General features: G+C 42.2%; 18 protein-coding genes. 8 read left to right on the forward strand and 10 right to left on the reverse strand.

Annotated elements, in window-relative coordinates:
* The first annotated feature begins 43 nt into the window (after positions 1-43).
* The 4 genes from FN809_RS14740 to FN809_RS14755 all read left to right on the forward strand — a co-directional run bounded on the left by FN809_RS14740 (position 44) and on the right by FN809_RS14755 (position 5,027).
* Entirely contained in the window at positions 44-2,605 is a 2,562-nt protein-coding gene (locus tag FN809_RS14740) for an adenosylcobalamin-dependent ribonucleoside-diphosphate reductase (RefSeq protein ID WP_142534303.1), read from the forward strand.
* A 145-nt stretch (positions 2,606-2,750) separates the two neighbouring features.
* Entirely contained in the window at positions 2,751-3,509 is a 759-nt protein-coding gene (locus FN809_RS14745; protein WP_142534304.1) for a 5'-nucleotidase C-terminal domain-containing protein, read from the forward strand.
* A gap of 10 nt (positions 3,510-3,519) precedes the next feature.
* Entirely contained in the window at positions 3,520-4,431 is a 912-nt protein-coding gene (locus FN809_RS14750) for a bifunctional metallophosphatase/5'-nucleotidase (RefSeq protein WP_142534305.1), read from the forward strand.
* Between the two features lie 29 nt (positions 4,432-4,460).
* Positions 4,461-5,027, forward strand: coding sequence for a hypothetical protein (locus FN809_RS14755; protein ID WP_142534306.1), 567 nt, complete (start codon positions 4,461-4,463; stop codon positions 5,025-5,027).
* A gap of 52 nt (positions 5,028-5,079) precedes the next feature.
* Here the strand turns inward: FN809_RS14755 and FN809_RS14760 are convergent, their stop codons facing one another.
* Both FN809_RS14760 and FN809_RS14765 read right to left on the reverse strand, forming a co-directional pair.
* Entirely contained in the window at positions 5,080-5,541 is a 462-nt protein-coding gene (locus FN809_RS14760; protein WP_142534307.1) for an Lrp/AsnC ligand binding domain-containing protein, read from the reverse strand.
* Positions 5,542-5,701: 160 nt separating this feature from the next.
* Positions 5,702-6,994: a mechanosensitive ion channel family protein gene (locus FN809_RS14765; protein WP_185957574.1), complete on the reverse strand. Its 1,293-nt coding sequence runs from the start codon at positions 6,992-6,994 to the stop codon at positions 5,702-5,704.
* 72 nt (positions 6,995-7,066) lie between these two features.
* Between FN809_RS14765 and FN809_RS14770 the strand changes: the two genes are divergently transcribed.
* Entirely contained in the window at positions 7,067-8,344 is a 1,278-nt protein-coding gene (locus tag FN809_RS14770; RefSeq protein WP_142534308.1) for a M64 family metallopeptidase, read from the forward strand.
* 25 nt (positions 8,345-8,369) lie between these two features.
* Here the strand turns inward: FN809_RS14770 and FN809_RS14775 are convergent, their stop codons facing one another.
* The 4 genes from FN809_RS14775 to FN809_RS14790 all read right to left on the reverse strand — a co-directional run bounded on the left by FN809_RS14775 (position 8,370) and on the right by FN809_RS14790 (position 14,419).
* Positions 8,370-9,689, reverse strand: a complete 1,320-nt coding sequence (locus tag FN809_RS14775) for an ABC1 kinase family protein (protein ID WP_142534309.1) — start codon at positions 9,687-9,689, stop codon at positions 8,370-8,372.
* On the reverse strand, positions 9,689-10,345 hold the full coding sequence (locus FN809_RS14780) for a TetR/AcrR family transcriptional regulator (RefSeq protein ID WP_142534310.1): 657 nt from the start codon (positions 10,343-10,345) through the stop codon (positions 9,689-9,691). The genes FN809_RS14775 and FN809_RS14780 overlap by 1 nt, the downstream gene beginning before the upstream one ends.
* 107 nt (positions 10,346-10,452) lie before the next feature.
* Positions 10,453-13,014: a M1 family metallopeptidase gene (locus tag FN809_RS14785; protein ID WP_142534311.1), complete on the reverse strand. Its 2,562-nt coding sequence runs from the start codon at positions 13,012-13,014 to the stop codon at positions 10,453-10,455.
* A gap of 178 nt (positions 13,015-13,192) precedes the next feature.
* A complete protein-coding gene (locus tag FN809_RS14790; protein WP_142534312.1) occupies positions 13,193-14,419 on the reverse strand; it encodes a 3-deoxy-D-manno-octulosonic acid transferase in 1,227 nt (408 codons plus the stop codon).
* Between the two features lie 227 nt (positions 14,420-14,646).
* Here FN809_RS14790 and gcvP point away from each other — a divergent pair, with 227 nt between their 5' ends.
* Complete coding sequence (gcvP, locus tag FN809_RS14795; protein ID WP_142534313.1) at positions 14,647-17,550, forward strand: aminomethyl-transferring glycine dehydrogenase; 2,904 nt, start codon at positions 14,647-14,649, stop codon at positions 17,548-17,550.
* Positions 17,551-17,694: 144 nt separating this feature from the next.
* Here the strand turns inward: gcvP and priA are convergent, their stop codons facing one another.
* Entirely contained in the window at positions 17,695-20,163 is a 2,469-nt protein-coding gene (gene priA / locus FN809_RS14800) for a replication restart helicase PriA (protein ID WP_142534314.1), read from the reverse strand.
* Between the two features lie 95 nt (positions 20,164-20,258).
* Complete coding sequence (gene dnaB / locus FN809_RS14805; protein WP_142534315.1) at positions 20,259-21,824, reverse strand: replicative DNA helicase; 1,566 nt, start codon at positions 21,822-21,824, stop codon at positions 20,259-20,261.
* 541 nt (positions 21,825-22,365) lie between these two features.
* Here dnaB and FN809_RS14810 point away from each other — a divergent pair.
* Together FN809_RS14810 and ispE are read left to right on the forward strand one after the other, a co-directional pair.
* Positions 22,366-22,737: a DUF805 domain-containing protein gene (locus tag FN809_RS14810; RefSeq protein ID WP_142534316.1), complete on the forward strand. Its 372-nt coding sequence runs from the start codon at positions 22,366-22,368 to the stop codon at positions 22,735-22,737.
* Between the two features lie 236 nt (positions 22,738-22,973).
* On the forward strand, positions 22,974-23,789 hold the full coding sequence (gene ispE / locus FN809_RS14815; protein ID WP_142534317.1) for a 4-(cytidine 5'-diphospho)-2-C-methyl-D-erythritol kinase: 816 nt from the start codon (positions 22,974-22,976) through the stop codon (positions 23,787-23,789).
* A gap of 149 nt (positions 23,790-23,938) precedes the next feature.
* On the opposite strand, the gene FN809_RS14820 is transcribed toward ispE, so the two are convergent.
* On the reverse strand, positions 23,939-24,259 hold the full coding sequence (locus FN809_RS14820; RefSeq protein WP_142534318.1) for an acetyl-CoA carboxylase biotin carboxyl carrier protein subunit: 321 nt from the start codon (positions 24,257-24,259) through the stop codon (positions 23,939-23,941).
* Positions 24,260-24,270: 11 nt separating this feature from the next.
* Positions 24,271-25,815, reverse strand: coding sequence for an acyl-CoA carboxylase subunit beta (locus FN809_RS14825; protein ID WP_142534319.1), 1,545 nt, complete (start codon positions 25,813-25,815; stop codon positions 24,271-24,273).
* Positions 25,816-25,823 lie beyond the last annotated feature (8 nt).

Below are 25,823 nucleotides of genomic sequence, written 5' to 3' on the forward strand. Positions count from 1 at the left end.
TACTCCAAACCGAATCTATTTACCTTAATTAATTAAAAACATCATGGAAGTCACGCAAATTGACCAAAAAGCGGAGAAATCAAAAAAGACCTACACCAACGACGAGGCTTACGAGTCGGCCTTGGCCTATTTTAAGGGTGACGAACTTGCAGCGCGGGTTTGGGTTAATAAATATGCACTAAAAGATTCGGAGGGGGTTATTTATGAGCTGAACCCCGATGAGATGCACCGTCGTCTGGCCCGAGAGGTTGCCCGTGTTGAAAAAAAATATCCCAACCCGATGAGCGAGGACGAACTGTATGCGCTTTTTAAGGATTTTAAATACATCGTACCCCAGGGAGGTCCCATGGCTGGCATCGGCAATCCATTTCAAATCGCCTCTTTGTCTAACTGTTTTGTAATAGGTAATGAGGGCAATTCTGACTCATATGGTGGCATAATGAAGATAGACCAGGAGCAGGTGCAGTTGATGAAACGACGCGGAGGTGTAGGCCACGACTTGTCCCACATAAGGCCCAAAGGCTCCCCTGTTAAAAACTCCGCACTAACTTCTACCGGCATTGTACCTTTTATGGAGCGTTATTCCAACTCTACACGCGAGGTAGCCCAGGATGGACGCAGAGGTGCTTTAATGTTAAGTGTTTCCATTCAACACCCCGATTCAGAATCGTTTATTGATGCCAAGTTGCAACAGGGCAAAATTACAGGCGCCAATGTTTCTGTTAAAATAGACGATGATTTTATGCGATCAATTGTGGATGGCAAACCATACAAACAGCAATATCCTATTAATTCCAATAATCCCTCGCATGTTAAGCAGATAGATGCTTCGGGGCTTTGGGGAAAGATAGTGCACAATGCATGGAAATCCGCTGAACCCGGGATACTTTTTTGGGATACCATTATACGCGAATCGGTACCCGATTCGTATGCCGACCAGGGCTATCGTACGGTTTCGACTAACCCTTGTGGCGAAATTCCTTTGTGCCCTTACGATAGCTGCCGACTGATTGCCATTAACTTATATTCGTACGTTGAGAATCCATTTACACCCGAGGCGAAGTTTAATTTCGACCTGTTTAAAAAGCATGTGGCGTATGCACAGCGTATAATGGACGATATCATTGACTTGGAGCTGGAGCAGATTGACGGTATCTTAAATAAAATTAAGGAAGATCCCGAAGCAGACGAAGTAAAAAGAGTTGAACGCAACCTTTGGACCAATATTCGTAATAAAGCAGTTGAAGGACGCAGAACAGGTGTAGGTATTACCGCCGAAGGTGATATGTTGGCCGCTTTAAATATACGTTACGGAACCGCTAACGCCACCGATTTTTCTATCGAGGTACACAAAGCGCTTGCATTGTCGGCATACCGTTCATCGGTTGATTTAGCCCGAGACAGGGGACCCTTCCCGATTTATGATTATAACAAAGAAGCAAAAAATCCTTTTATCAAGCGCTTGTTTAAGTCCGATCCTAAACTAGCTGAGGACATGAAAGCCTTTGGACGTAGAAATATAGCCTTGCTCACCATTGCGCCTACGGGAACCACCAGCTTGATGACCCAAACATCCTCCGGTATCGAACCGGTTTTTATGCCCGTGTACCGCCGCCGTCGTAAAGTAAACCCCAACGATCCTGAAATCCGAGTGGATTTTGTAGATGAGGTGGGCGACAGTTGGGAGGAGTATACTGTTTTTCATCATAAGTTTGTTACCTGGATGGAGGCCAATGGGCATCCTACTACAAAAAATTACAGTAAACAAGAACTTGACCAGCTTATAGAGGCATCGCCCTACTACAAAGCCACATCAAACGATGTAGATTGGCTTAACAAAGTACGAATGCAGGGGGGTGTGCAAAAATGGGTGGATCATTCCATCAGTGTGACCATAAACCTGCCTGCTGATGCCACTGAGGAGCTGGTTGCCGAACTGTATGTTGAGGCATGGAAAAGTGGTTGTAAAGGCGTAACTGTTTACCGGGATGGATCACGTGCCGGAGTTTTGATATCCGACGATAAGAAGAAGGAAGAGGAGCAGGAAAAGGCTACATTTTCGAAAAAGCGTCCCGAAGTACTGGAAGCGGATGTAGTACGTTTTCAGAACAACAAAGAAAAATGGATAGCCTTTGTGGGACTAATGGACGGGCGTCCTTACGAAATTTTTACCGGTTTGGCCGACGATGAAGACGGCATTCTTTTGCCCAAGTCGGTGCAAAAAGGACTCATTATTAAAAATCGCGACGATAAGGGCAACTCGCGTTACGATTTTTGCTTCGAGAATAAGCGGGGGTATAAAACCACCATCGAGGGTCTGAGTCATAAGTTTGATAAAGAATATTGGAACTATGCCAAACTCATTTCAGGTGTACTCCGTCACGGTATGGAGATTGGCGATGCCGTTCACCTGGTGGCCGGTCTGCAGCTCGACAGCGAATCTATTAATACATGGAAAAATGGCGTTGAAAGGGCACTTAAAAAGTACATTCCTAATGGCACCAAAGCCAACCGGGGTCGCTGCGAATCGTGTAATTCCGAAAATCTTACCTACCAGGAGGGCTGCTTAATCTGCACGGATTGTGGCTCTTCAAAATGCGGTTAAACATCTGCCAAAGTATAACTGTTTTTTTATAAAGCGAGATGGTCATTCGACTATCTCGCTTTTTAATTTTCTTTTGAGTAATTTTGTGCTTAAAACAATTGTAAAGGACTTTGGTTATCCTATTGGCATAACAAATAAATACAGTATGAACCTAACAAAATTGACCCTAACTATTCTATTGCCTATCCTTTACTTAGGATGCGCACAACCATACAAGGCAAAGAACTATGAGGTGAATAACATCAGTATTGATGATAACATCACGGCCGATAGTGCCATGCAATCCCACATAAAACCTTACCGTAAGGAAATAGATGCAAAAATGGACAAGGCAATTGGCAAAAGCGAAAAGCAAATGCTGGTTTACAAACCCGAAAGCCCGCTCTCTAATTTTATATCGGATATTATCCAAAACAGGGTAGATCAATACTTACGCGATACCCATGCCGACACCTTACAATTGCTGACCCTGATGAATATTAAAGGGATACGTTCGCCCATACCCCAAGGGGAGGTTACCGTGCGTAATATATTTGAGTTGATGCCTTTTGAAAATGAAATAGTGGTTTTAACACTTCCCGGCGACAGTATACTCTCGCTGTTCAGCTTTTTGGGCCGTACAAAAGGTGATGGCATAGCGGGTGCCACGGTTAAATTCCAAGACAGCACCGTAGTGGAGGTGTTTATTAACAACAAAGCGCTGGACGTTTCAAAAAAATACATGCTGGCTACTTCTGATTATCTGGCCGATGGTGGCGACCATTATCAAATGATAACCCGGCCTTTGCATAGAGAAAATACCAATTTAAAATTACGTGAGGTTATAATGCATAGTATCCAGGAAAAAAACCGAGCCGGTGAGGTGTTGAAAGCAGCTACAGACGGACGCATTGTTTTTAATTAAATTGGGAGATATGAACAAGGATAGAAGAAGATTTTTAAAAACCATGGCTTTAAGCTCGGTCGCCGGTTTACTGGGCTTACCCGCCTGTCGGGTGGGAAATGAAAAGCAGGCTGTGCTTACTGTGTTGCATACCAACGATTTGCATAGTCACATTGATCCCTTCCCTGATAATAAAGGTAAATATGCCGGAAAAGGAGGTTTTGCACGTAGGTTTGCACTAATCAAACAAGTGCGCCGAGCAAACCCTAACGTTCTTTTGTTAGATTCGGGGGATATCTTTCAGGGTACGCCCTACTTTAATTTTTATGGGGGCGAGCTGGAAATTAAGCTGATGAGCGACATGCAATACGATGCCTCTACCCTTGGAAATCACGAGTTTGACAATGGTAGCGCTCATCTGGCCGAACAAATTAAAAAAGCAAAATTCCCGTTTATCAACAGCAACTACAATTTTAAAAATTCACCCTTGAATGGGTTGATCAGTCCGTATAAGATATTTAAAAAAGGCCCCTTAAAAATAGGGGTAATAGGTTTGGGTATTGAGCTGGATGGTCTGGTTACCCCACAAAATTTTCTGGGAACGGAGTATTTAGATGCGATAAGCACGGGAGATAAAACAGCCGAGCTACTTAAAAAGGCCGAAAAATGTCACTTAATCATTGCTTTATCGCATTTGGGCTACCGGTACAAAAATGACAAAATAAGCGATGTTGTTGTTGCAAAAAACACAAAGTATATAGATGTTATTTTGGGAGGACACACCCATACCTTTATGGATGAGCCGGTGATTATTGCCAACAAAAAAAATAAAGAAGTAATCATTAACCAAACCGGTTGGGGGGGAATTAACCTGGGGCGTATGGATTTTGTTTTTGACCAACAAAAGCAAGATGCTAAACTGCTTTCACATGCCCTTTTGTAAGCCCTTAAACGATACAAAAACAGCTATTTATGAAAATTCCAATTGAACCATTAACGCTCGATACGCTCCGTAACCTGAAAGAACATAATGACTGGAACGATCATTTTAGGCTGGTGGTTTATCCCCGGATTTTGTTTTGGTTAGGCCTAAAAAAGCAGTTCGAGGAGTATGCATCGTTGGACTGGAAAATACACTTTACGCCTGATAACATGTTCAATAACTTTGTTTCGATGCACGTAAAGGATCCCCGGCATGTTTTTAATTTCCATTTTCAGATTCCTCTGGTCGAAAAGCTGTCCTTCAATTTATTTCTGGGCGACAGTACGTACAACTTTTTTGAGATTCACCCTTTATTAATTAAGATGGGCTTGATTCAAAAGGATGAATACCAGATTAAAGCCACTTCTGCAACTATACCCCGGCTTGTTTTATCTACTCAAAATAGTAAATACGATAAAAGTACCCTGTGGAAGATTGACGAAAAAAACTATGCAGATATAGTAAGGCACGACCCACTTATCAATCTCCTTACATCAAGCTTTAAAAAGTTTGTCCCTCCACTAGTAAAGATAATTGAAGGAGACTTGAAGCTATAAAAAACTCCGATTACCATAGGTAATCGGAGTTTTTTATAAGGGGGTGTAAAATTTATTCAATGGGCAATTGCCTTTTAAAAGTTTCTTCTAACGAAATTATTGTTTCTGTTGAAGAGATACCGGTGATAGATTGCAGATTGTCGTGCAACATGCTTTTAAGGTGTTCGTTGTTACGGGCATAAATCTTAATGAATATGGCATACTGGCCCGTTGTATAATGGCACTCTACAATCTGAGGTATTTCCTCCAGCATCTCAACTACCTTATTAAACAAACTGGCCTTTTTTAAAAAAATACCCATAAAAGCGCAGGTGTGGTAGCCTATTTTGCCCGGATTGATGATGAACTCTGATCCTTTTATCACCTCTAAGTTAATAAGCCGTTGAATACGTTGATGTATGGCAGCTCCGGAAACATTGCATTCGCGTGCTACTTCCAAAAACGGTATCCGTGCATTTTTAGTAATAAGTGATAAAATTTTTTTATCTAAACTATCAATTGGTGATTTATCCATGATATATAAGCAGTATGGTTGTGATTTGTTAAAATAATTGCGAAATAACTAACAATTTGCTATAAAAATAGCCAACTGTTCAATGATAACCAATAGTTTTTATCATGTTTATAAAAGTTATGACAATAATTTTTTTTGAAAAACCTCAGAATGCTGATTTTCAACTCTCCAGGTGACCTGCATCGGTGGAGAGTTCCGTAGGAAACTGAAATACTTTTAACCCAAACTCTGGCAACACCGCCAATATATGGTCAAAAATATCGGCTTGTATTCCCTCGTAAATAGCCCATCGCGTGTCGTCGCTAAATACATATATTTCGATAGGTATTCCTTTTTCGTTGGGTTGCAAATGTCTGATCAGGAAAGTCATATCCTTACTAATATGGGGATGATGTTTCAGATAGCTTTCCATATATTTTCTAAACACGCCTAAATTAGTCAGTCTGCGCCCATTGATAAGGGACGATTCGTCAATATCAAATTGCTGGTTGTACTCCTTTAGCTCTTCCAATTTCTCATCAATATAGCTCCGTAAAAACCTTACTTTCTTAAATTTATCAATCATCTCCGGGGTACAAAAATGCACGGATTTCATGTCGATACTGATCGAACGTTTTATGCGCCTTCCACCGGACTCCTTCATGCCCCGCCAGTTAATAAAGCTTTCACTGATGAGCGCATAGGTGGGTACAGTAGAAATAGTTTTATCAAAGTTTTGAATTTTTACGGTATTCAAGGTCATCTCAATCACGTCGCCATCCGCATTGTGCGATGGCATGGACACCCAATCGCCCAGTCTTACCATATCGTTTACCGACAGCTGAATACTAGCCACAAAACCCAAAATAGTGTCTTTAAAAACCAAAAGTAATACAGCCGCTATGGCACCCAAGCCCGTGAATACAGCAAGGAGTTCTACATTAGAGAGAATGGATATAGAAGTTAAAATACCTATTAAAATGAATACAAGATTAGCACCTTGCAAATAGCCTTTTATTGGGCGCTCCTTGGCATAAGGTTTTGTTGCATATATATCCTGAACAACCTTGAGTGTTGAGTCGATCATTAAAAGAATAATAACAATAAAATATACGGAGACCAAATTGTGTAAAAATAGGTTCAAATCCTCCATATCCTTAAATATCCAGTCAATAAACGGCTTGATAACCATGGCCGGAATCAGGTAGGATGTCCGGGAAAGTAGTTTTCGATTAACAATGTAATCGTCGTACTTTGATTTTGTACGTTTAACAGCACGTTCCGCAGTACGAACAAGAATTTTTTTGGCAACATGATGAGCAATTCGCGCTATAACAAAAGCAAGTACAGTGAGCGTTGATATTTTTAAAAACAGGATTATATTTTCGCTGAAACCCAGGTTAAGGAGCATTTCGTTTATCCATTTATCGATAAAATTAGAATCGATTTTAGTTTCATTGATGATTTCTGACATTGAACAGTTTTTTTTAGATGTAATATATTGTACATTGTTATTTTTACAAATGTACAAGTTAATTTATCTATCATGAAACGCTTTGCATCTATATTACTCTTTTCTACTTGCATACCCCTTCTGTGTTTTTCGCAATATGCATCCTTCTTTAGCGAAGGTAGTCTGCGTTTTGATCTTTTGTTAAGCGGTAATGCTACAGAAACACGTGCTGCTGTATTCGAGTTGAAAAAGGAATCTTATTATGGGGGGACCGTGCATAAAACAATAGACCCGTTTAATTATGGTGAGTTTAAAGTTACGGTTACGGATCCTGTCAGCAACAAAAGAATTTACACCCGCGGTTTTTGCACGCTGTTTGAGGAGTGGCAAACCACTGATGAGGCCTATGAAATGGAAAGGGGCTTTTTTCAAACGCTTACCATTCCCTTTCCTAAAAACGAAGTACGTGTATTGTTTGAACGTAGAAATAAAGGTGGTGAATTTTATACGCTCGTAGAGATGGATGTAAATCCAATGGAGTATGGTATTGTGCAATCGTCGATAAAAAATACAAAAACACACAAAATTATTGATAATGGCACAAAAGATGAGTGTGTTGATATTGTGATAATTGGAGATGGATATACGCAAGAAGAAATGGTTAAATTCCATGAGGATGTAAGGCGCATGAGCGACTATATGTTTAGCCAGGAGCCCTTCGCTACTTATAAAAGAAAGTTTAACATTTGGGCAGTGGATGCTATTTCGGAAGAATCCGGCGTAAGTGATCCCAGAAAAGGTATTTGGAAACACACCGCCTTAAAATCGAGTTTCAACACCCTAAACTCCGACAGGTACCTAACCAGCACCCATAATTTTTTAATACGCGATTATGCAGCATTGGTTCCTTACGACCAAATTTATGTTATTGCCAACACCGATAAGTATGGAGGTGGAGGAATATACAATCATTTTTCGCTCACCTCCATCGACAACCCACGTTCCTTACCGGTTTTTATACATGAGTTTGGGCATGCATTTGCCGGGTTGGGGGATGAGTACTACACTTCGGATGTAAGTTACAGTGATTTTTTTAACCTGGCCATAGAGCCCTGGCAACCCAACCTTACTACGCTAAAAGATTTTGACAGCAAATGGAAGGATATGTTGGCTAAATCCATTCCGGTACCCACCCCGGCCCAAGAAAAATATTTTAAGGAAGTAGGCGTATTTGAAGGAGGCGGTTATGTGTCCAAAGGTATTTACCGGCCTTGGTACGATTGCCGCATGAAATCGAATGAAGCCACCGCTTTTTGTCCGGTGTGCCAACGGGCAATTAAAAATATGATATTATTTTTAACAGATAATTAGTGTAATATTTTAAATAAGAGATAGCTTATCGCACAATCCTTGGCATGTAATTATATATGTTAATGTTATCTGCTTGTAGCTGGTGCATTAAATTGTACAAGCCAAAAAATGTACGGTTAACATAGATAAAATGCCGCGATCCACGGTTGCCGTTCATATTTCGCAGTTGGGTATTTTGGGAGTACTGTTCGCCTAAGTCACTCAGTTTTTCAAAAAAAGTGTGGTTCGAGAAGTCAAAGGTTTCATTTTGGAATGGCTCTGTGAAGAGCGAAAGCAAATCGTGAAACATGGCTACAAAAAACTCAATTTCCTGAGGACTATCATCAGCCCGTAAAATCTCTAATTGATACAGGTTGGTTGTAAACTTGTCTTTATCTTCCAGATTCTCTCTGCGTGCAAGTTCAAAATAGGGTATATAAAACTCATCGGGAATATTTTTTATACAACCAAAATCCAACACGGTTAACTTATTGTTTTGCGACACTAAAAAATTTCCGGGATGGGGGTCGGCATGAAATTTTTTAAGGTGATGAATCTGGAACATGTAAAAATCCCATAAAGCCTGCCCCAATTTATTAGCGATGGCTTTATCTTTATTTTTGAGTGCAAACTCTGACAGGTGCTGCCCTTCCATCCAATCCATGGTTATGATACGGTCAGTTGAAAGTGCTTCGTAATAATCAGGGAACTGTATATTTTCTATTTTGTTGCATGCTCTGGCCATTTCAATACTTTCGCGCACCTCTAAAATATAGTTCGTTTCGTCCAGCAATTTATCTTCCACTTCTTTAAAATAAATATCCGAGCCTTTCCCTTGTATGTTAAACATTTTTATTGCCAAAGGCTTAATCATGGTCAAATCGCTGCTTATACTCTCCGAAACACCGGGGTATTGAATCTTCACGGCCAGCTTTTTACCGTCTTTTTCGGCTAAATGCACCTGCCCAATGCTTGCCGCTGCTATGGATGTTGAATTAAATGAATCGAAAATTTGGCTGGGTGGCTTACCAAAATAGGTCTTAAAAGTTTTAATCACCAATGCAGGCGATAGCGGAGGTACAGAAAATTGCGACAACGAAAATTTATCGATATAGGCCTTGGGCAATATGTTTTTCTCCATACTTAGCATTTGTGCTACTTTAAGTGCACTGCCTTTCAGGTTTTTTAGTCCATCGTAAATATCACTTGCATTGGCCTTGTTTAGTTTCTCCCGTGCTTCTCCTTCCGCTGCTGAAAGCTTGGTACCATAATATTTGAGGTAATTAACACCTACTTTTGCACCCGTTTGAATTATTTTGGAGGCTCGTTGTATTTTGGATGTGGGAATACGATCTATTGTTTCCATTATTTGGTCATTATTTTTTCTTTGAAAAGGAACTTTCCCAGATCAATCACACTTTCAAGGGTAGATGCATCCAGAAATGCCATACCTGTTTTCATGGATTTTTCTATAAAAATATCGGTCGTACTAAATCCGGTAGAGTCATCATCGAGCCAAAAGCGAAGCGTAAAAAGGAGTTGCGCCCAAAAAATATTGGTCAACCCCTGATTTTTTGCTTTTTCCATTTTTGCTTCTTTAAAACGCATGGTATGTATATCAAGTTGACCCACAAACTCGATAAATGCTTTTTTTAGTTCAATTAGTGCAGGATGGAACATCAATTTATTTTTTTCCTTTTCGAGCGTAAGAACCACATAACTGCGGTTGGCCTTTAAAACTTCGAAAAAAGTAAAATAAAAACTGATTAATTTGTTTTGTGCATCAAACGAATGGAACGCACTGTCTTCTTCCAACAATGATATGGTATTATCAAAAAAAGCCTTAAAAATGGACTTCTCAATCTTATCGAACGATGCAAATTGATTGTAGAATTGTGTTTCATTTATACCTAAGTGCCGGGCAAATAGATATATGCTTTTGGGGCGAGTTCCATTTTCGAGCACATATTTCATATAGGCACTCAATATGTCGGTTGCTGAATTTACTGTTTCTTTCTCCATATGTAATAAACACGGAAAAAGAAATAATGTTTAACTAATTTTAAAAATAACTAAACAATTATTGGCAATGAATTAATGCATGAATCATTTAGGGAAAAACAGATGCATTATTTTAAATATTTGTTTTTTACAGTGCTGCTTCGTTTCACCATATCGGCCGATTGTAATAATTTAAGGCGCAAATCATCCGGATAATTTGGGTGCTTCTTTAAAAAGTGTTCTATTATTTTCATAGATTCTAAGGAGCCATAGCCTCTAAGTGAATTATTGAGCCAGCCGATAGGAAAAAATATATCACCGGTTTCTTTAATTGATTCAGATAAAGCCAATGCTTGGGGCAAATATTTCATCGATTGCTCTTGTAGAAAGGGATGGTGCAGGTAAGCGATGGCTGTCAGTACCCAATTTTCTTTGCGCCTGTTTTCTATTTTGCCAAGGTCGGCTACAAAACTGTCCTTAGCTGCTTGATCCTGCGAAAATACCCGACTCATAAAGTAGATTTTATCCCGTAACTCAGTATCCTTTAAAGTGTCGGCAAAGGAAATAAGGAAACTGCTGTTCAAGGTTGGATCCTTGAGTGCCAGATTGAATACTGCATCGCTCAAATCCGATTCCGACAAGGAGACTTCCTCTACTTTACCTTCGGTTATTATTTGGTGTAGTTTTTTAATACCTGGAGCGGATGTAACTACATTGGACCAGATTTCAAAAAGCATTTTTTTCGTTCCCGGCGATTCTTCCTTTCTTATGCGGCTTAGTAAGGCGTCTTCGAGTGTTTTACTGTGGTGCATGCGCAACCGGGCAGTGGTAAAACGCCAAAAAACCTGAGTTAACTGCCCACATGCCAATGCCAGTACCTGCTCATTATCCTCGTTTAAAACAAGGACTTGTAACATATCTAAATAGGTAGACGGATGAATTTTGGCGTACAAGAAATTTTCGTATAGCTGCACGAGTAGAGCTGCTCGCATCAATTCATCCGGCAGCAGATACAGCTTGTTAATGGCATATTTAAGGGATGCATCGTCCATCAAAAACAAACCGTATCCCGATTCGTCGATTGTAGGTAAAATAAAATCGGGTTTTTTGTTAATCTGATGTAAGCTTGTTTTTGCAGATAGGATTTCTACCTCTTCTGTAATCCGTTTGGCACCGGAGATATAGGCAAAATTGATTTGTTGTGCCCAAACCTTGCTCGAATCAAGGTATTCGGGTTGTTGATGTACTACCATATGGTCTTTTTCGAAACCATATTCAATAAGGGGTCTGCCTGCTTCGTTTACCCAGGTGTTGCTCCATAGCGCTAAATCGTATTCCGATAAATCATTTAAAATATCTATAAGGTCGGCCCAAGTGGCATTTGCGTAGGCATATTTTTTCAAATACATGCCTAAACCTTTGCGCAATGTTGCGGCACCCGACAGATTCTCCAATTGGTTCATCATGATAGGTGCTTTATGATAGATTATATTCCCGTACATAGAACCGGCATCGTTCAGGTTATCGAGGTTTTGCTGGATGGGATTGGCTCCAATTGTGCGATCTACTGCATAGGACGCAGGGAAATGGTTAGACAAAAAGGTGAGTTTATGGTTTAACTCAGGAAACTGCTCTTCCACAATCTTATCGGCCATAAAATTAGCGAACACTTCCTTTTGCCATACGCCACCAAACCATTTCATCGTTACCAAATCGCCAAACCATATGTGAGCTGTTTCGTGTGCCAGTAATTGCGCTCTGCGCAGTAGTTGTTTTTGCGTGGGCTTATCGCTTAAAAAAAGTAGCTCCGACCTGTAATAAATAGCACCCGGATGCTCCATGCCTGCAAACTGGAAGGATGGGATACAAAGCAAATCGTATTTGGCAAAAGGGAAATCAACTCCGGTATAATCCTCCATCCATTTAATGGAATGAAAAACCTGCTCAAAAATAGCGGGTATATTTGTCGCCACTTTTGCTGAATCCTGTTCTAAATGATAAATAGAAATCTCGCGCCCGTTCCGCTTTGCACTTGTCTTTTTAAATTCGCCCACGGCAAAAGCCCAAAGGTAGGTGCTAATGGGTTGGGTACTTTCAAAACGAACCCGTTTTCGATTGCTGCCTAAATCTTCGTAATAGTAGGGGAGGCCATTGGTTACCGCAGTTAGGCTTTTGGGCATGCTGATGGTATAGGAAACGGAAGCCTTTAGATCGGGTTGGTCAAAACAAGGGATAGCTGTGCGGGCACGTGCAGGAACAAATAGCGAATAAAAATAATTCGGGTTGCGGTTGAGTGCACTGTTTCCCAGTATAAAACTAATCTCAACTTTATTGGTATTGGGAGTAAAGAACCGGGACGGGATGATTAGGTGCTCATTCTCCAAGCTGAAAAATGCTTTTTTATTATTTACCAAAACCTCGCTTACCTTATCAAGCGTGCTCACAAAATCCAGTATTAGCGGTGTTTTGCTATTTTTTTTTACCAACGATATAGTAGCCTTGCCTAATATATCGTTTTGCAGGCTATCGGCTATAGTGAGTTTCAAGTGGTAGGTAAGCTCCGAAATATCTTTGAAACGTTCCTGTGCCAGTGTATGCGAAACGCCGGAATCAATTATTACCGGTTTGGGTTGTTTACACGATAAAAGCGTGATGAAAAGAGTGGAAATTAACAAGAAGGAGCTTTTCATTACCAAGGGATTAAAGTAAATAGTTCTTAAATGTAATGTAATAAAATATCTCTGCCTACTGTTGAGGGCAGCTTTTACGCTTCAACAACTACATACTACACTTTTTTTGCGAACCGCTGCCTTGGGGAGTCGGTACAGCATATTTTGTTTACCTGACCGGAGGGTGAGCTGCATAGCGCTAACCGATTAGTTCTTTTATTATTGTCTGTGTGGCGCCACGCATATTGTTTACATAATCAACAGAGGCTCTAGATGCGGTAGCTAATTGTTCGGTATTTTTTAAAAGATTGTCGGCTCTTTGGTTAAATTCGGAGCTGTTGTGTATGCAAAATCCACCACCGAGTTGTATGAGGTCGCATGCTTCCTGATATTTCTGGTAATTGGGGCCTATAATAACGGGCAGGCCGAAAGTAGCAGCTTCCAGGGTGTTGTGAATTCCGCTGCCAAAACCACCGCCAATATACGCCACATCTCCGTAACGGTACATCGATGACAGCATGCCCATGGTGTCTACAATCAAAACTCTAAGCTGCTCTGGGTCTACGTCTTGCAGTGCCGTGTAGCGGGCGCATCCAAATGGTTTCATCGCGGTTTCAATCTGTGCCATATGTTCTTCATGAATTTCGTGAGGTGCCAGCAGTAATTTGCAATCGGGATTGTGTTTTAAATAGGCAGATAATAGTTTCTCTCCTGTCGGCCAGGTGCTGCCACCTACAATAACTTTATGTCCCTTGGCAAAAAGAGCCAGTTGCGGGTATTCCCTGGCATTTTGAGCAATTTGATATACGCGGTCAAAACGGGTGTCGCCCGATACTTGACAGTTTGTGATGCCTATATTGGCAAGTAGTTGCGCAGATTCTTCGTCCTGAACATACAATTTGGTAAAGCAACGCAGCATTTTTTTGTACCATCCGCCATACCATCTAAAAAAAGCATGTTGTGGCCTAAAGATGGCAGAAACAATATAGGTGTCAATTCCGGAGCGATGAAGTTGGTTTAAATAATGAAACCAAAACTCGTACTTAACAAAAATAACTTGCTTGGGCTTGATGGCACGTATAAGTTTTTTGGCATTAGCGGGTCTGTCGGCGGGTAAGTAAAACACCTCGTCGGCCAGTGCATAGTTCTTTTGCACTTCGTACCCCGACGGAGAAAAAAAGGTGAGTACTATTTTTTGGGATGGTTTTTTTCTTTTGATGGCTTCTATAATGGGTCTGCCTTGTTCAAACTCGCCCAACGATGCACAGTGTATCCATATGGAAGAATGCTTAATGTGGAGCTCAGAAATTCGACGCATGGTATCGGCTCTTCCCCGGTGAAGTTTTTTCGCTTTGTGATTGAACGGGCTCAGCAGCCAAAGCAAAGCGCTGTATAAAAATATTCCGAGATTGTAAACTATCGACATGATGATGCTAAAAAATAAGTGATATGTTGGTTTTTTACCCGCTGCAAAAGTACGATTTAAAACAAAACGATAGAAATTTAAGCAAGCTTACATGCTGATAAAAATCACCTTGAAAAGCCTCACACGGTGTTTTTATAATTTTGGCATTATACTATCTTTAAAGCCACCTTACAAAACTTAGGTGTAAGCTTTTTATACCCCGTTAACGAGTAATAAAATATACGAATATGGCTACAGATAAATTTGTTGCACGACATATAGGTCCGCGCAAGCACGAGATTAACCAAATGTTAGATGCCATTGGAGCAGAATCGATGGAAGCCCTGATGAATGAGGCAGTTCCATCCAATATCCGATTAAAAGAACCATTACGTCTGGCTCGTGGAATTACCGAGCGGCAGTATTTCAGGAAGATAAAAGATATAGCCGCAAAAAACAAGGTATATAATACCTATATCGGGATGGGATATTACGATACAATAACCCCGGCCGTAATCCATCGTAACGTATTGGAAAACCCGGTTTGGTACACTTCTTACACGCCCTATCAGGCCGAAATATCCCAGGGGCGCCTGGAGGCCTTGCTTAACTTTCAAACGGTAGTGGTTGAGCTTACCGGTATGGAAATTACTAACGCTTCCTTGTTAGACGAGGCCACTGCTGCTGCCGAAGCCATGATGGTGATGTACGATTGCAGACCCCGTCAAATGGCTAAAGACGGAGCCAATATTGTTTTTGTAGATGAAAAGATATGGCCACAGACACGTGCCGTATTGGAAACTCGGGCCAGGCCGCTCGGTATAGAATTGCAGTTTGGTAACTGGCAAAATTATAAGCCGGCTGACAAACATTTTGGGGTGATAATTCAATACCCCAACTCCGATGGTAAGGTGGAGGATTACCGTGCTTTAGTTGAAAAAGCACATGAAAAAGAGTGTCAAGTAGCTGTGGGAGCCGATTTGCTTAGCCTCTCCATGCTTACCCCACCGGGTGAGTGGGGTGCCGATATTGTTTTTGGTTCTACGCAACGCTTTGGGGTGCCTATGGGTTATGGCGGTCCGCATGCCGCTTTTTTTGCAGCCCGTGAGTCGGCCAAGCGCTATATGCCTGGCAGAATCATTGGTATAACCAAAGATGCCAATGGCAAACGCGCCTTGCGCATGGCTTTGCAAACCCGCGAGCAGCATATCAAACGCGAAAAGGCCACATCCAATATATGTACGGCTCAGGCATTGCTTGCCACTATGGCAGGTTTTTATGCCGTATACCACGGCCCGGAGGGAATTACCACTATAGCCAAACAAATTCACGGTATTGCCTCACTACTCGCCGCTGAAATTGAGAAATTGGGCTATAAACAACTAAATGATAACTTTTTCGATACCATCCGTTTTTCTATGGCGCCCCATGCTTCCGTAGAACTTATAGAGCAGTATTCGTTGGAATTGGAGATGAACTTCCGTTATTTTGATAACGACGAGGTGGCCTTAAGTATTGACGAAACCACTAACCTGGAAGATGTAAACTGGATTCTTGAAGTGTTTGCCCGTGCTGCATGCACCAATGAACCTGAAATAAAAGAACTACCAATTACATGCACCATCGACAAGGCATATCTGCGGGTTGGTAAGTTTATGCAACAGGAGGTGTTCAGGCTGTATCGTTCCGAAACAGAGATGTTGCGTTACATCAAGAAGTTGGAACGCAGGGATATTTCGCTGACACATTCCATGATTTCGCTGGGATCCTGCACCATGAAGCTGAATGCTGCCACAGAGATGTTGCCGCTGAGCTGGATAGAGTTTGGTGGTATCCATCCTTTTGTGCCGGTGGATCAGGCTGCAGGTTACCATTTGCTTTTTGCCGAGCTTAAGCGCGATCTGGCTGAAATAACAGGCTTTGCTGATGTGAGCCTACAGCCCAACTCGGGTGCGGCCGGAGAATATGCCGGACTGATGGTTATCCGTGCCTACCACCATAGCCGCGGCGAGCAACAACGGAATGTGGCTATCATTCCATCCTCGGCACACGGAACGAATCCGGCCAGCGCAGTGATGGCGGGTATGCAGGTAGTAGTGGTAAAATGCGACGAGCGTGGTAATATAGACGTTGATGACCTCCGTGCCAAAGCTGAGAAATACAAAGATACGCTTGCCTGCCTTATGATTACCTATCCAAGTACACACGGCGTTTTTGAGGCATCGGTAGTAGAAATTTGTGCTATCATACACCAAAACGGTGGACAGGTTTATATGGACGGCGCTAATATGAATGCACAGGTAGGTCTTACCAACCCGGGGCTTATAGGTGCCGATGTGTGTCATCTTAATTTGCATAAAACATTCGCTATTCCGCATGGTGGGGGTGGGCCTGGTGTGGGTCCCATTGGTGTGGCCAGGCATTTAATTCCGTTTTTGCCTTCGCATCCCGTTGTACCCAACGGACGTAAAGGTATACCGGCCGTTGCCGCAGCTCCATGGGGTAGTGCCAGTGTACTGCCCATCACTTATGGCTACATTAAAATGTTGGGTAGCGATGGACTTACCAAATCTACTGAGGTAGCTATTCTCAATGCCAACTATCTGGCTCATCGCTTAAAAGATGATTATGGTATCCTTTATACGGGCGAAAAAGGCAGGGTAGCACACGAAATGATTCTGGAGTGTCGCCACTTTAAGGCGAAAACAGGTATCACGGAGCTCGATATTGCCAAGCGGCTGATGGATTTTGGATATCATGCCCCAACGCTTTCCTTCCCGGTACACGGCACTTTGATGGTGGAGCCCACCGAAAGCGAATCGCTGCACGAAATGGATAGGTTTGTTGAAGCCCTGAAAACCATTTATGCCGAAATAAAGGAGATAGAGGAGGGCAAAGCAGATAAACTGGATAACGTGCTGAAAAATGCTCCTCATCCGGATTATAAAGTGGTGGCCGATGAATGGCCTCATGCTTATGGACGTGAAAAAGCAGCCTTCCCCTTGGAATGGATTCGTGAAAATAAGTTTTGGATTGGTGTGGCAAGGGTGGATGATGCTTTTGGGGATAGAAACCTTATTTGTACCTGTGGCTCGCCTGAGGAGTATGCCATATGGCAACAGCAGGAAGAGACTGCTACAGCAAGCAGATAATAAAATAGCAAGTGATTATTTTAATAATCTATTGATAGGTGATTTGTTTAAAAAAAACGAAATCCGACTTAAGACCAATTAAAAAACATCTGAGCTTGTACATCTCCTCCAGCCGGAAGGGCTGGAGGAGATGATCCGAAACTTTTACATCGGATCTACATCGGCCTGAATCACTACCGCTTTAAAACCGGGGTGCGATACTACGGTATCTATGGCGCTGCGGAGCATGGTTTTTATTTTGGGCAGTGAAACCCCGCTTTCTAATTTTAGCATCACCTTACGTATATGCCAGTTTTGTATTTTACTGATGGGTGGTGCCTGCGGTCCAACCACCCTTTCGTTAAATATTCCGCGTAAATACTGGCCAAAATAATCGGCGGCCTGGTTAGCTATATTGGCATTTTTGTGTTTTATGGTGAGGTATATTAAACGGTAAAAAGGCGGATACTTATATGTTTCGCGTTCGGCCAATTCATTTTGGTAATGATTTTTAAAGTTGTTGTTTACCACATCTAAAATAACCGGGTTATCCGGGTTGGCGGTTTGTATAATCACGGTTCCCTGTTTGTTCTTACGGCCTGCTCTGCCACCTACCTGTGCCATCATCTGGAAACTACGTTCAAAAGCCCTGAAGTCGGGGTAGTTGAGCATGCTATCTGCATTGAGTATTCCCACTACGCTCACCTTGTCAAAGTCGAGCCCCTTAGATATCATTTGGGTACCAATCAATATATCTACTTCGCTACGCTCGAAACTGCGTATGATATTTTCGTGTGATTTTCGTGTACGTGATGTATCCAAATCCATACGTACCACCTTGGCTTCGGGGAAAATGATGCGGATGTCCTCCTCAATTTTCTCGGTGCCAAAACCTTTGGTGTGCAAGGCAGGAGATTCGCAAGCACTACAGGTACGCGGCAAGTAGTTTGAATGGCCGCAATAATGGCAAACCAGTTGGTTGATGTGTTTATGGTAGGTGAGGCTCACATCGCAGTATTTGCACTTGGGCACCCACGAACATTGGGCACACTCTAAGTAAGGCGAAAAACCCCTTCGGTTCTGAAACAAGATAGCTTGTTCGCCATTTTCCAAGGCTCTACCCACCTCTTCCACCAGTAAAGGCGAAAAATCCGAACTCATCTTTTTTTTACGTTTTTCTTCTCTTACATTAACGGTTTGTATCCGCGGCATTTTTATACCTTCAAAACGTTCAAATAGTTCTACTAAACCATACTTGCCTACTTGTGTATTGCGATAGGTTTCTATGGATGGCGTGGCTGTTCCCAGCAATACTTTGGCCTTGTGCATATGAGCCAGTACCAGGGCGGCATCGCGGGCATGGTATCGCGGTGCAGGGTCAAATTGCTTATAGGTATTTTCATGCTCTTCATCTATTATTATCAGCCCCAGGTTGTCGAAAGGCAAAAATATCGACGAGCGAACGCCTATTACCACCTTGTAGTTTTCCTTGTTTAGTATGTCGTTCCACACTTCTACCCGTTCTGCATCGCTGTACTTAGAGTGATAAATACCTATCTGATTGCCAAATACCAGTTTCAGGCGCGAGGTAATTTGCGTAGTCAAGGCAATTTCAGGCAAGAGGTAAAGCACCTGTTTTCCTTGTTTTATTTGCTCCTGGATAAGCTGGATGTATATTTCGGTTTTTCCGCTCGATGTTACACCGTGCAGCAGTACCGCATCTTTAAGAGCAAACTGCTGCTGGATTTGCTGCCTGGCTTTTTGCTGTATAGGGTTAAGGTTGTGCATGCCTTTGGTTGACGTTGCATCAGTATCCAATCGGGATATGGTAGTTTCTATCTCTATAAACAAACCTTTACTTATTAACTCGTTGAGCACAGTTGTAGAGGCACCGCTTTTTTTCTTTAATTCATTTTTATCGATGGTTTTGGCATAGTTGTTTTTATGCGCGCCACCTATCATAGTAAAAAAAACCATGAGCGCATTCAGCTGTTTTTTGGCTCGGCTCAATTCTGTAAAGGCATTCTGCAATTTTTGCTCATGGCTGTATTCAGGGGCCAGTTGCAGCACCTTTTTAGTCTTTGGTTTGTAGCTGTCTTTCAGGCGTTCGCTAACAAATACGGCTTGTTTGTCGAGTAAGGACTTTATAACAGGAAGTGAGTTTTTCATTTCCGTTATGTTATTTAAATCCTGTATGCTGGCTGTTTTTTTTTCGGCCAGGTAATCCAATACGATGGTTTCTTTGGCATTGAGCTTCGCCCCGGAAAGCCAATCTGCATTATAATGTACTTTGGTTTGGCTTTCTAACTTTAATCCCGATGGCAAGGCCGCTTTATATACTTCACCCAAGGTGCACATGTAATAATCGGCTATCCAGCGCCAAAAATTCAGTTGCACTTCGTTTACTACAGGTTGTTTGTCCAGTATCGAGATAATCTCTTTGGTCTCGTATGCTTCGGGCTTTTGATCGTGCAGGGAATAAACCACACCCGAATAGTATTTTTTATTTCCAAAGGGCACCACTACGCGCATACCGGGTACTATTGCGCTTGTCCACTCTTCCGGAATTTGGTAGGTGAAAAGGCGCGGCAAAGGAACCGGCAAAATAATATCTGCATAAAATGTGCTGTCCATTACAATTAAATAACACTTGCCACGACGGCATTTTTGTACCTATCGCTGTAAGATAAGACATTATTCAGAAATGAATAACAAAGACTACTATGGGATTAAAACGGCATGTCTCTATCGGCAGGATTTTGCGGAAATTCGGAAATATCTGAACTGTAGCCACCCGGTACTCCGCTAAAGCCATCATTTCCGGTAGGTTCGTTCATTTTAGAACCGTAGGTTACCGACTGGCCACCGGCATCAACGCCCAAATCACTCCCGAACACACCTGTGTCTGGGTTCTCGAAACGGGCCAGCTCACCCCTAAAGCGCAACCTAACATCTCCTGTAGCCCCGTTACGGTGTTTGGCCACGATGATTTCGCCCATGCCTATCAATGAGTTGCCCTGCTCATCCTCCGTAATACGATAGTATTCCGGACGATGTATAAAGCACACCATATCGGCATCCTGCTCAATGGCTCCGGACTCCCTAAGGTCGGAAAGCTGGGGGCGTTTCCCCTCCGCTCCGGCACGTCCCTCTACACCCCGGTTGAGCTGCGAAAGGGCAATGATAGGTATGTTCAGTTCCTTGGCCAGCCCCTTTAGTGAGCGCGATATCATACTTACTTCTTCCTGTCTCGAACCGGCATTCATGCCATTGGCATTCATCAGCTGAAGGTAGTCGATAATAATCACTTGTATGTCATGTTCTTTTTTTAGCCTGCGGGCTTTGGCTCTCAACTCAAATATGGAAAGACCGGGAGAGTCGTCCACATAAATGGGAGCATCAATAAGGTTTTGTATTTTATGGTCGAGTTGTTCCCACTCGTAGCTGGCCAGGTTGCCTTTTTTTATCTTTTCGGCAGGTAGTTCCGTTTCTGAAACGATCAATCGGTTTACCAGCTGCACGTTGCCCATCTCCAACGAAAATACTGCCACGGCCTGGTTAAAGTCCAGTGCCATGTTACGTGCCATGCTTAAAACAAAGGCTGTTTTTCCCATAGCGGGACGCGCCGCGATAACTATCATATCCGTTTTTTGCCAACCTGAGGTTATCCTGTCCAGCTCATGGAAGCCGGAAGGTACCCCACTCATCCCGTCTTCGCGTTGCGAGGCTATCTTAATCATCTCGATGGCTTCATCGATGACAGGATTAATTTGGGTAACCCCCTTTTTCATGTTACCCTGGCTCAGCTTAAAAAAGGAGCTTTCCGATTCGTCCAGCAGGTCGTCCACGTCTATGGCATCATCATAGGCTTTGGTCTGAAGCTCCGAGCTGATGCGAATTACCTCGCGCTGCAAGTATTTTTGCCAGATGATGCGGGCATGATATTCAATGTTCGCCGCCGAAGCAATTCTGCCCGTTAGTTGGGTGATAAAAAAGGCACCACCCACCTCCTCCAACATGCTCATGCTGCGCAGCTCTTCAGTTACCGTGAGCATGTCAACGGGGCGATCCTTGGCGTTGAGGGTTTGGATGGCTGAATATATTTTTTGGTGCGTATCCTTGTAAAAACACTCGGGTTTCAGTATCTCGCCTACAGCAGTAAAAGCATCCTTTTCTAACATCAGCGCACCCAATACCGCCTCTTCTATTTCCAAGGCCTGAGGCGGCATTTTACCTACTTCTAAATCTACTTTAGGTGATGTTTTTTTATTGGGGTAAGTTCTTTTTTCTGCCATAATATCCTACTATTTTTTGCAAACGGGATACAAAGTTAATCAACTAAAATTAGTCGTCAAGTATACCAGTCAATTAGTTTTCGCTAAATGTGTAATAGGTTCTTATTTCGAATGCATTGTTATTTATAAAAAAACATTACAATGATAACCCTTACAAGCCGGAACCTTTTAATGTTTTAGTAAAGGAGCTTTTAAAATCATGTAATTTGTGAACTAATGGATTTCAACGAATAAATTGCGTCGCCACTAACCAATGAATCATATGAAATTGTTTTATCAATAACTGCATTGTGTTAATGGACAAAATAAAAGGATTGAAAAGACATTTGTAACTTGTAACTTATTGTTGTCGTATCATTATAATCGAGTCAGCTACCGGTGCTTTCTCTAAAAATCAACGGGTTTGTTAAATGCGCTATACAGAGCTAAATAAATGGATTGGAAGACTTAAAATATATAAAATGTGGAGGCTGGAAACCACTATAAAAAACAGGGCGGAACCGAAAAGCTTTACGAGTAGGATTTTTATAATTAATGTAATATGAATTGGTATTTAACTGTATTAAAAAATTACGCCGACTTTAGTGGCCGTGCACGACGAAAAGAGTACTGGATGTTCGTGCTGTTCAACATTATTTTTGCCATTGTGGCAATAGTTGTGGACAATATCCTGGGAATAACTTTTGGTGTAATACCCTATGGACCAGTCTACCTACTATATGGCTTAGCGGTTATAATTCCGAGTGTAGCTGTTGGGGTGCGACGCTTACACGATATTGGTAAAAGTGGTTGGATGATTTTAATTTCTCTTATCCCTATAATCGGCGGTATTTGGTTATTGGTACTGATGGTTACTGATAGTGTGCCCGGAGATAATCAGTATGGTCCAAACCCTAAAGCTATAACGTTTTAAGATATAATTTTATACTATGCAAAAGGTGCGTTGATAGTTAAACAACTGTTAGCGCGCCTTTTGTGTTATATAGCAATCTGTTCAATGGTTTATTAATTTTTATTGCCTACGAAAATGCAATACTTAGCTTTGCAGGATGTCCTGCAGGCACCGTGCTTATGCTGGCGGCCATCCCTTTTCATTTTTAGCTGGATTAAAATATTTATCTTAGCACATCCATTCTCAATACCACAAACATGATTTATTTTCCTAACGCAAAAATAAATATTGGCCTGTACGTTACCGAAAAACGACCGGATGGCTATCATAATATCGAAACCTTATTTTATCCTACACGCCTGTGCGATGCCCTGGAGATACTTGAAAATACGGAAAGTGAGGCTCCACTTCAATGGAGCAGCAGCGGGATAGCGCTGGATGGCAAGGCCGCGGACAACCTCTGCGTAAAAGCTTTGAATTTGTTAAAGCAGGATTACGCTATCCCACCCGTAAAAATGCATCTGCATAAGGTGATACCTTTTGGAGCGGGTTTGGGCGGAGGGTCGGCAGATGCGGCATTTACTTTAAAAGGATTAAACGATATGTTTAAGTTGGGTATCGCTACAGATAAACTGATGGCTTATGCTGCCAGCCTGGGTGCCGATTGTGCCTTTTTTATCCATAACATCCCACAAATGGCCACGGGTATAGGCGATATTTTAAGTCCATGTAATATTAATTTAAAAGGATATTATTTATTATTGGTCAAGCCCGATATACATGTGTCTACGCCCGAGGCCTACAAGGGCATCCGGCCCAAACCTCTTGCTGTACCTTTTACAGCGCAATTGAACTTGCCTCCCGACCAATGGAAAGGGGTAATAAAAAATGATTTTGAGGAATCGGTATTTCCCAATCATCCGGGAATAAAAGCCATTAAAGATAAAATGTATGCAACAGGGGCGCTGTATGCTTCTATGACAGGTAGTGGAGCAGCCGTATTTGGGCTGTTTAAAAATAAACCCGAAAAGGATTATCCGGGCTGCTTTGTTTGGTATGAAGAAATCGGATAGCGATGCAGAAGCAGCATCGACGATCTTTGATTTACAGATATATGCAAAGTTTTGCTTCAAATATAATTACTCCGTCATCCCCGAACCGCTCAATGAGCGGTTTTTAAGCCTCCCCCCATTCGGGGGGAACGAGGGGGGCTTTTTTATACCTATTCTTCGATAACAATCATCAAATGGTTCTTAGGAACTTTATCACCTTCGCTAACGCAAATTTCTTTTATCTTACCATCAAAAGGCATAGCTATTTGGTTTAGCATTTTCATGGCTTCCAGCACCAGTAGCGATTCACCTTCTTTTACCTTATCACCCACCTTAACGTTTATTTTCACAATTGTTCCGGGTATATACGATTTTATCTCGCAGAAATCCGGAGCTTGCCAAGGCTTCCTGTTCAGGTATTTTTTTGTGGTCTTGGTTTTGTAAATCATGCTCAGCACTTGAAAACCGACCAATTCGTCTTTTTTGCTCATTATAAGTCGATTTAAAATGGAGGAATACCGTGTTTTTTCTTAGGATGGTGCACTTCCTTACCTTTAGATACCTCTATAGCGTGCAGTAATATGTTGCGCGTATCATTGGGTTCAATTACCGAGTCGATATAACCCTTGGCTGCGGCCACATAGGGGTTGGCAAACTTTTCCTTGTATTCTTTAACTTTGATTGCACGCATTTTATTGGGGTCTTCGGCTTCTTCAATCTCCTTTTTAAAGATGATGTTGGCCGCCCCTTCGGGTCCCATAACAGCAATCTCGGCAGTAGGCCAGGCAAACATAAAGTCGGCTCCCAGATGGCGCGAGTTCATGGCAATGTAACCACCGCCGTAAGCCTTACGCAAAATAACGGTTACCTTAGGCACAGTAGCCTCTGAGTATGCATAAAGCACTTTGGCACCATGGCGTATAACACCGGCATGTTCCTGATCCACACCGGGCAGATATCCGGGCATGTCTTCCAGGGTAACAATTGGGATGTTAAACGAATCGCAATAGCGGATAAAACGGGCTGCTTTATCGGAGCTATCACAATCCAATACACCTGCCAGTACCAATGGCTGGTTGGCTACAAAACCAATGGTTTGTCCTTTTAGTCGGCCAAAGCCAATAACAATGTTAGCGGCAAAAAGCTCTTGAATCTCAAAAAAGTCACCTTCGTCAACTATGCCTCTTATCACATCTCTAACATCGTAGGGATTACGCGGATCGGAAGGTATAATATCTTCTAAATTACCTTTAAAAACAGGTTCCTTGGGCGGAAATTCCTTGGCTTTGGTGCTGTTGTTCCACGGGATAAAAGTAATCAGCTTTTTTATCTGTTCGAAACATTCTTTCTCGCTTTCGGCAAAAAAGTGCGCATTACCGGTTGTTTCGGCATGTACGCGTGCACCACCGAGCTCTTCCATCGAAATCTCTTCGCCCAATACTGATTTGATAACGCCTGGTCCTGTAATAAACATCTTAGAAATGTTATCTACCACAAACACAAAATCAGTTAATGCCGGAGAATAAACCGCACCACCGGCACAAGGTCCCAGAATAACTGAAATTTGCGGAATTACTCCCGAGGCAATGGTATTGCGGTAAAAAATTTCGCCATATCCAGCCAGGGAGTTAACTCCCTCTTGTATCCGAGCACCACCCGAATCGTTAATACCAATTAAAGGAACGCGCATTTTTAGCGCATGGTCCATGATTTTAGTAATTTTACGGGCATGCATTAGCCCCAGGGAACCACCGGCTACGGTAAAATCCTGTGCAAAGATACAGATAGGGGCGCCGTATACGGTACCCGTTCCAATAATCACACCATCACCATGAAGCTGCTTTTTGTCCATCCCGAAGTCTTTGGCCTCGTGCTCAACAAAAAGATCGTACTCAGTAAAAGAATCTTGATCAAGAATGGCGAGAATACGCTCACGGGCAGTCATTTTGCCCATAGCCGTTTGCTTTTCAATGGCTTTTTCGCCACCCCCCATTTCAATCTTTTCCTTTCTCTTACGAAGATCAAGGATGTGTTTTTTCAATGACATAGTTAAAC

Source organism: Saccharicrinis carchari (assembly GCF_900182605.1).
Taxonomy (GTDB): domain Bacteria; phylum Bacteroidota; class Bacteroidia; order Bacteroidales; family Marinilabiliaceae; genus Saccharicrinis; species Saccharicrinis carchari.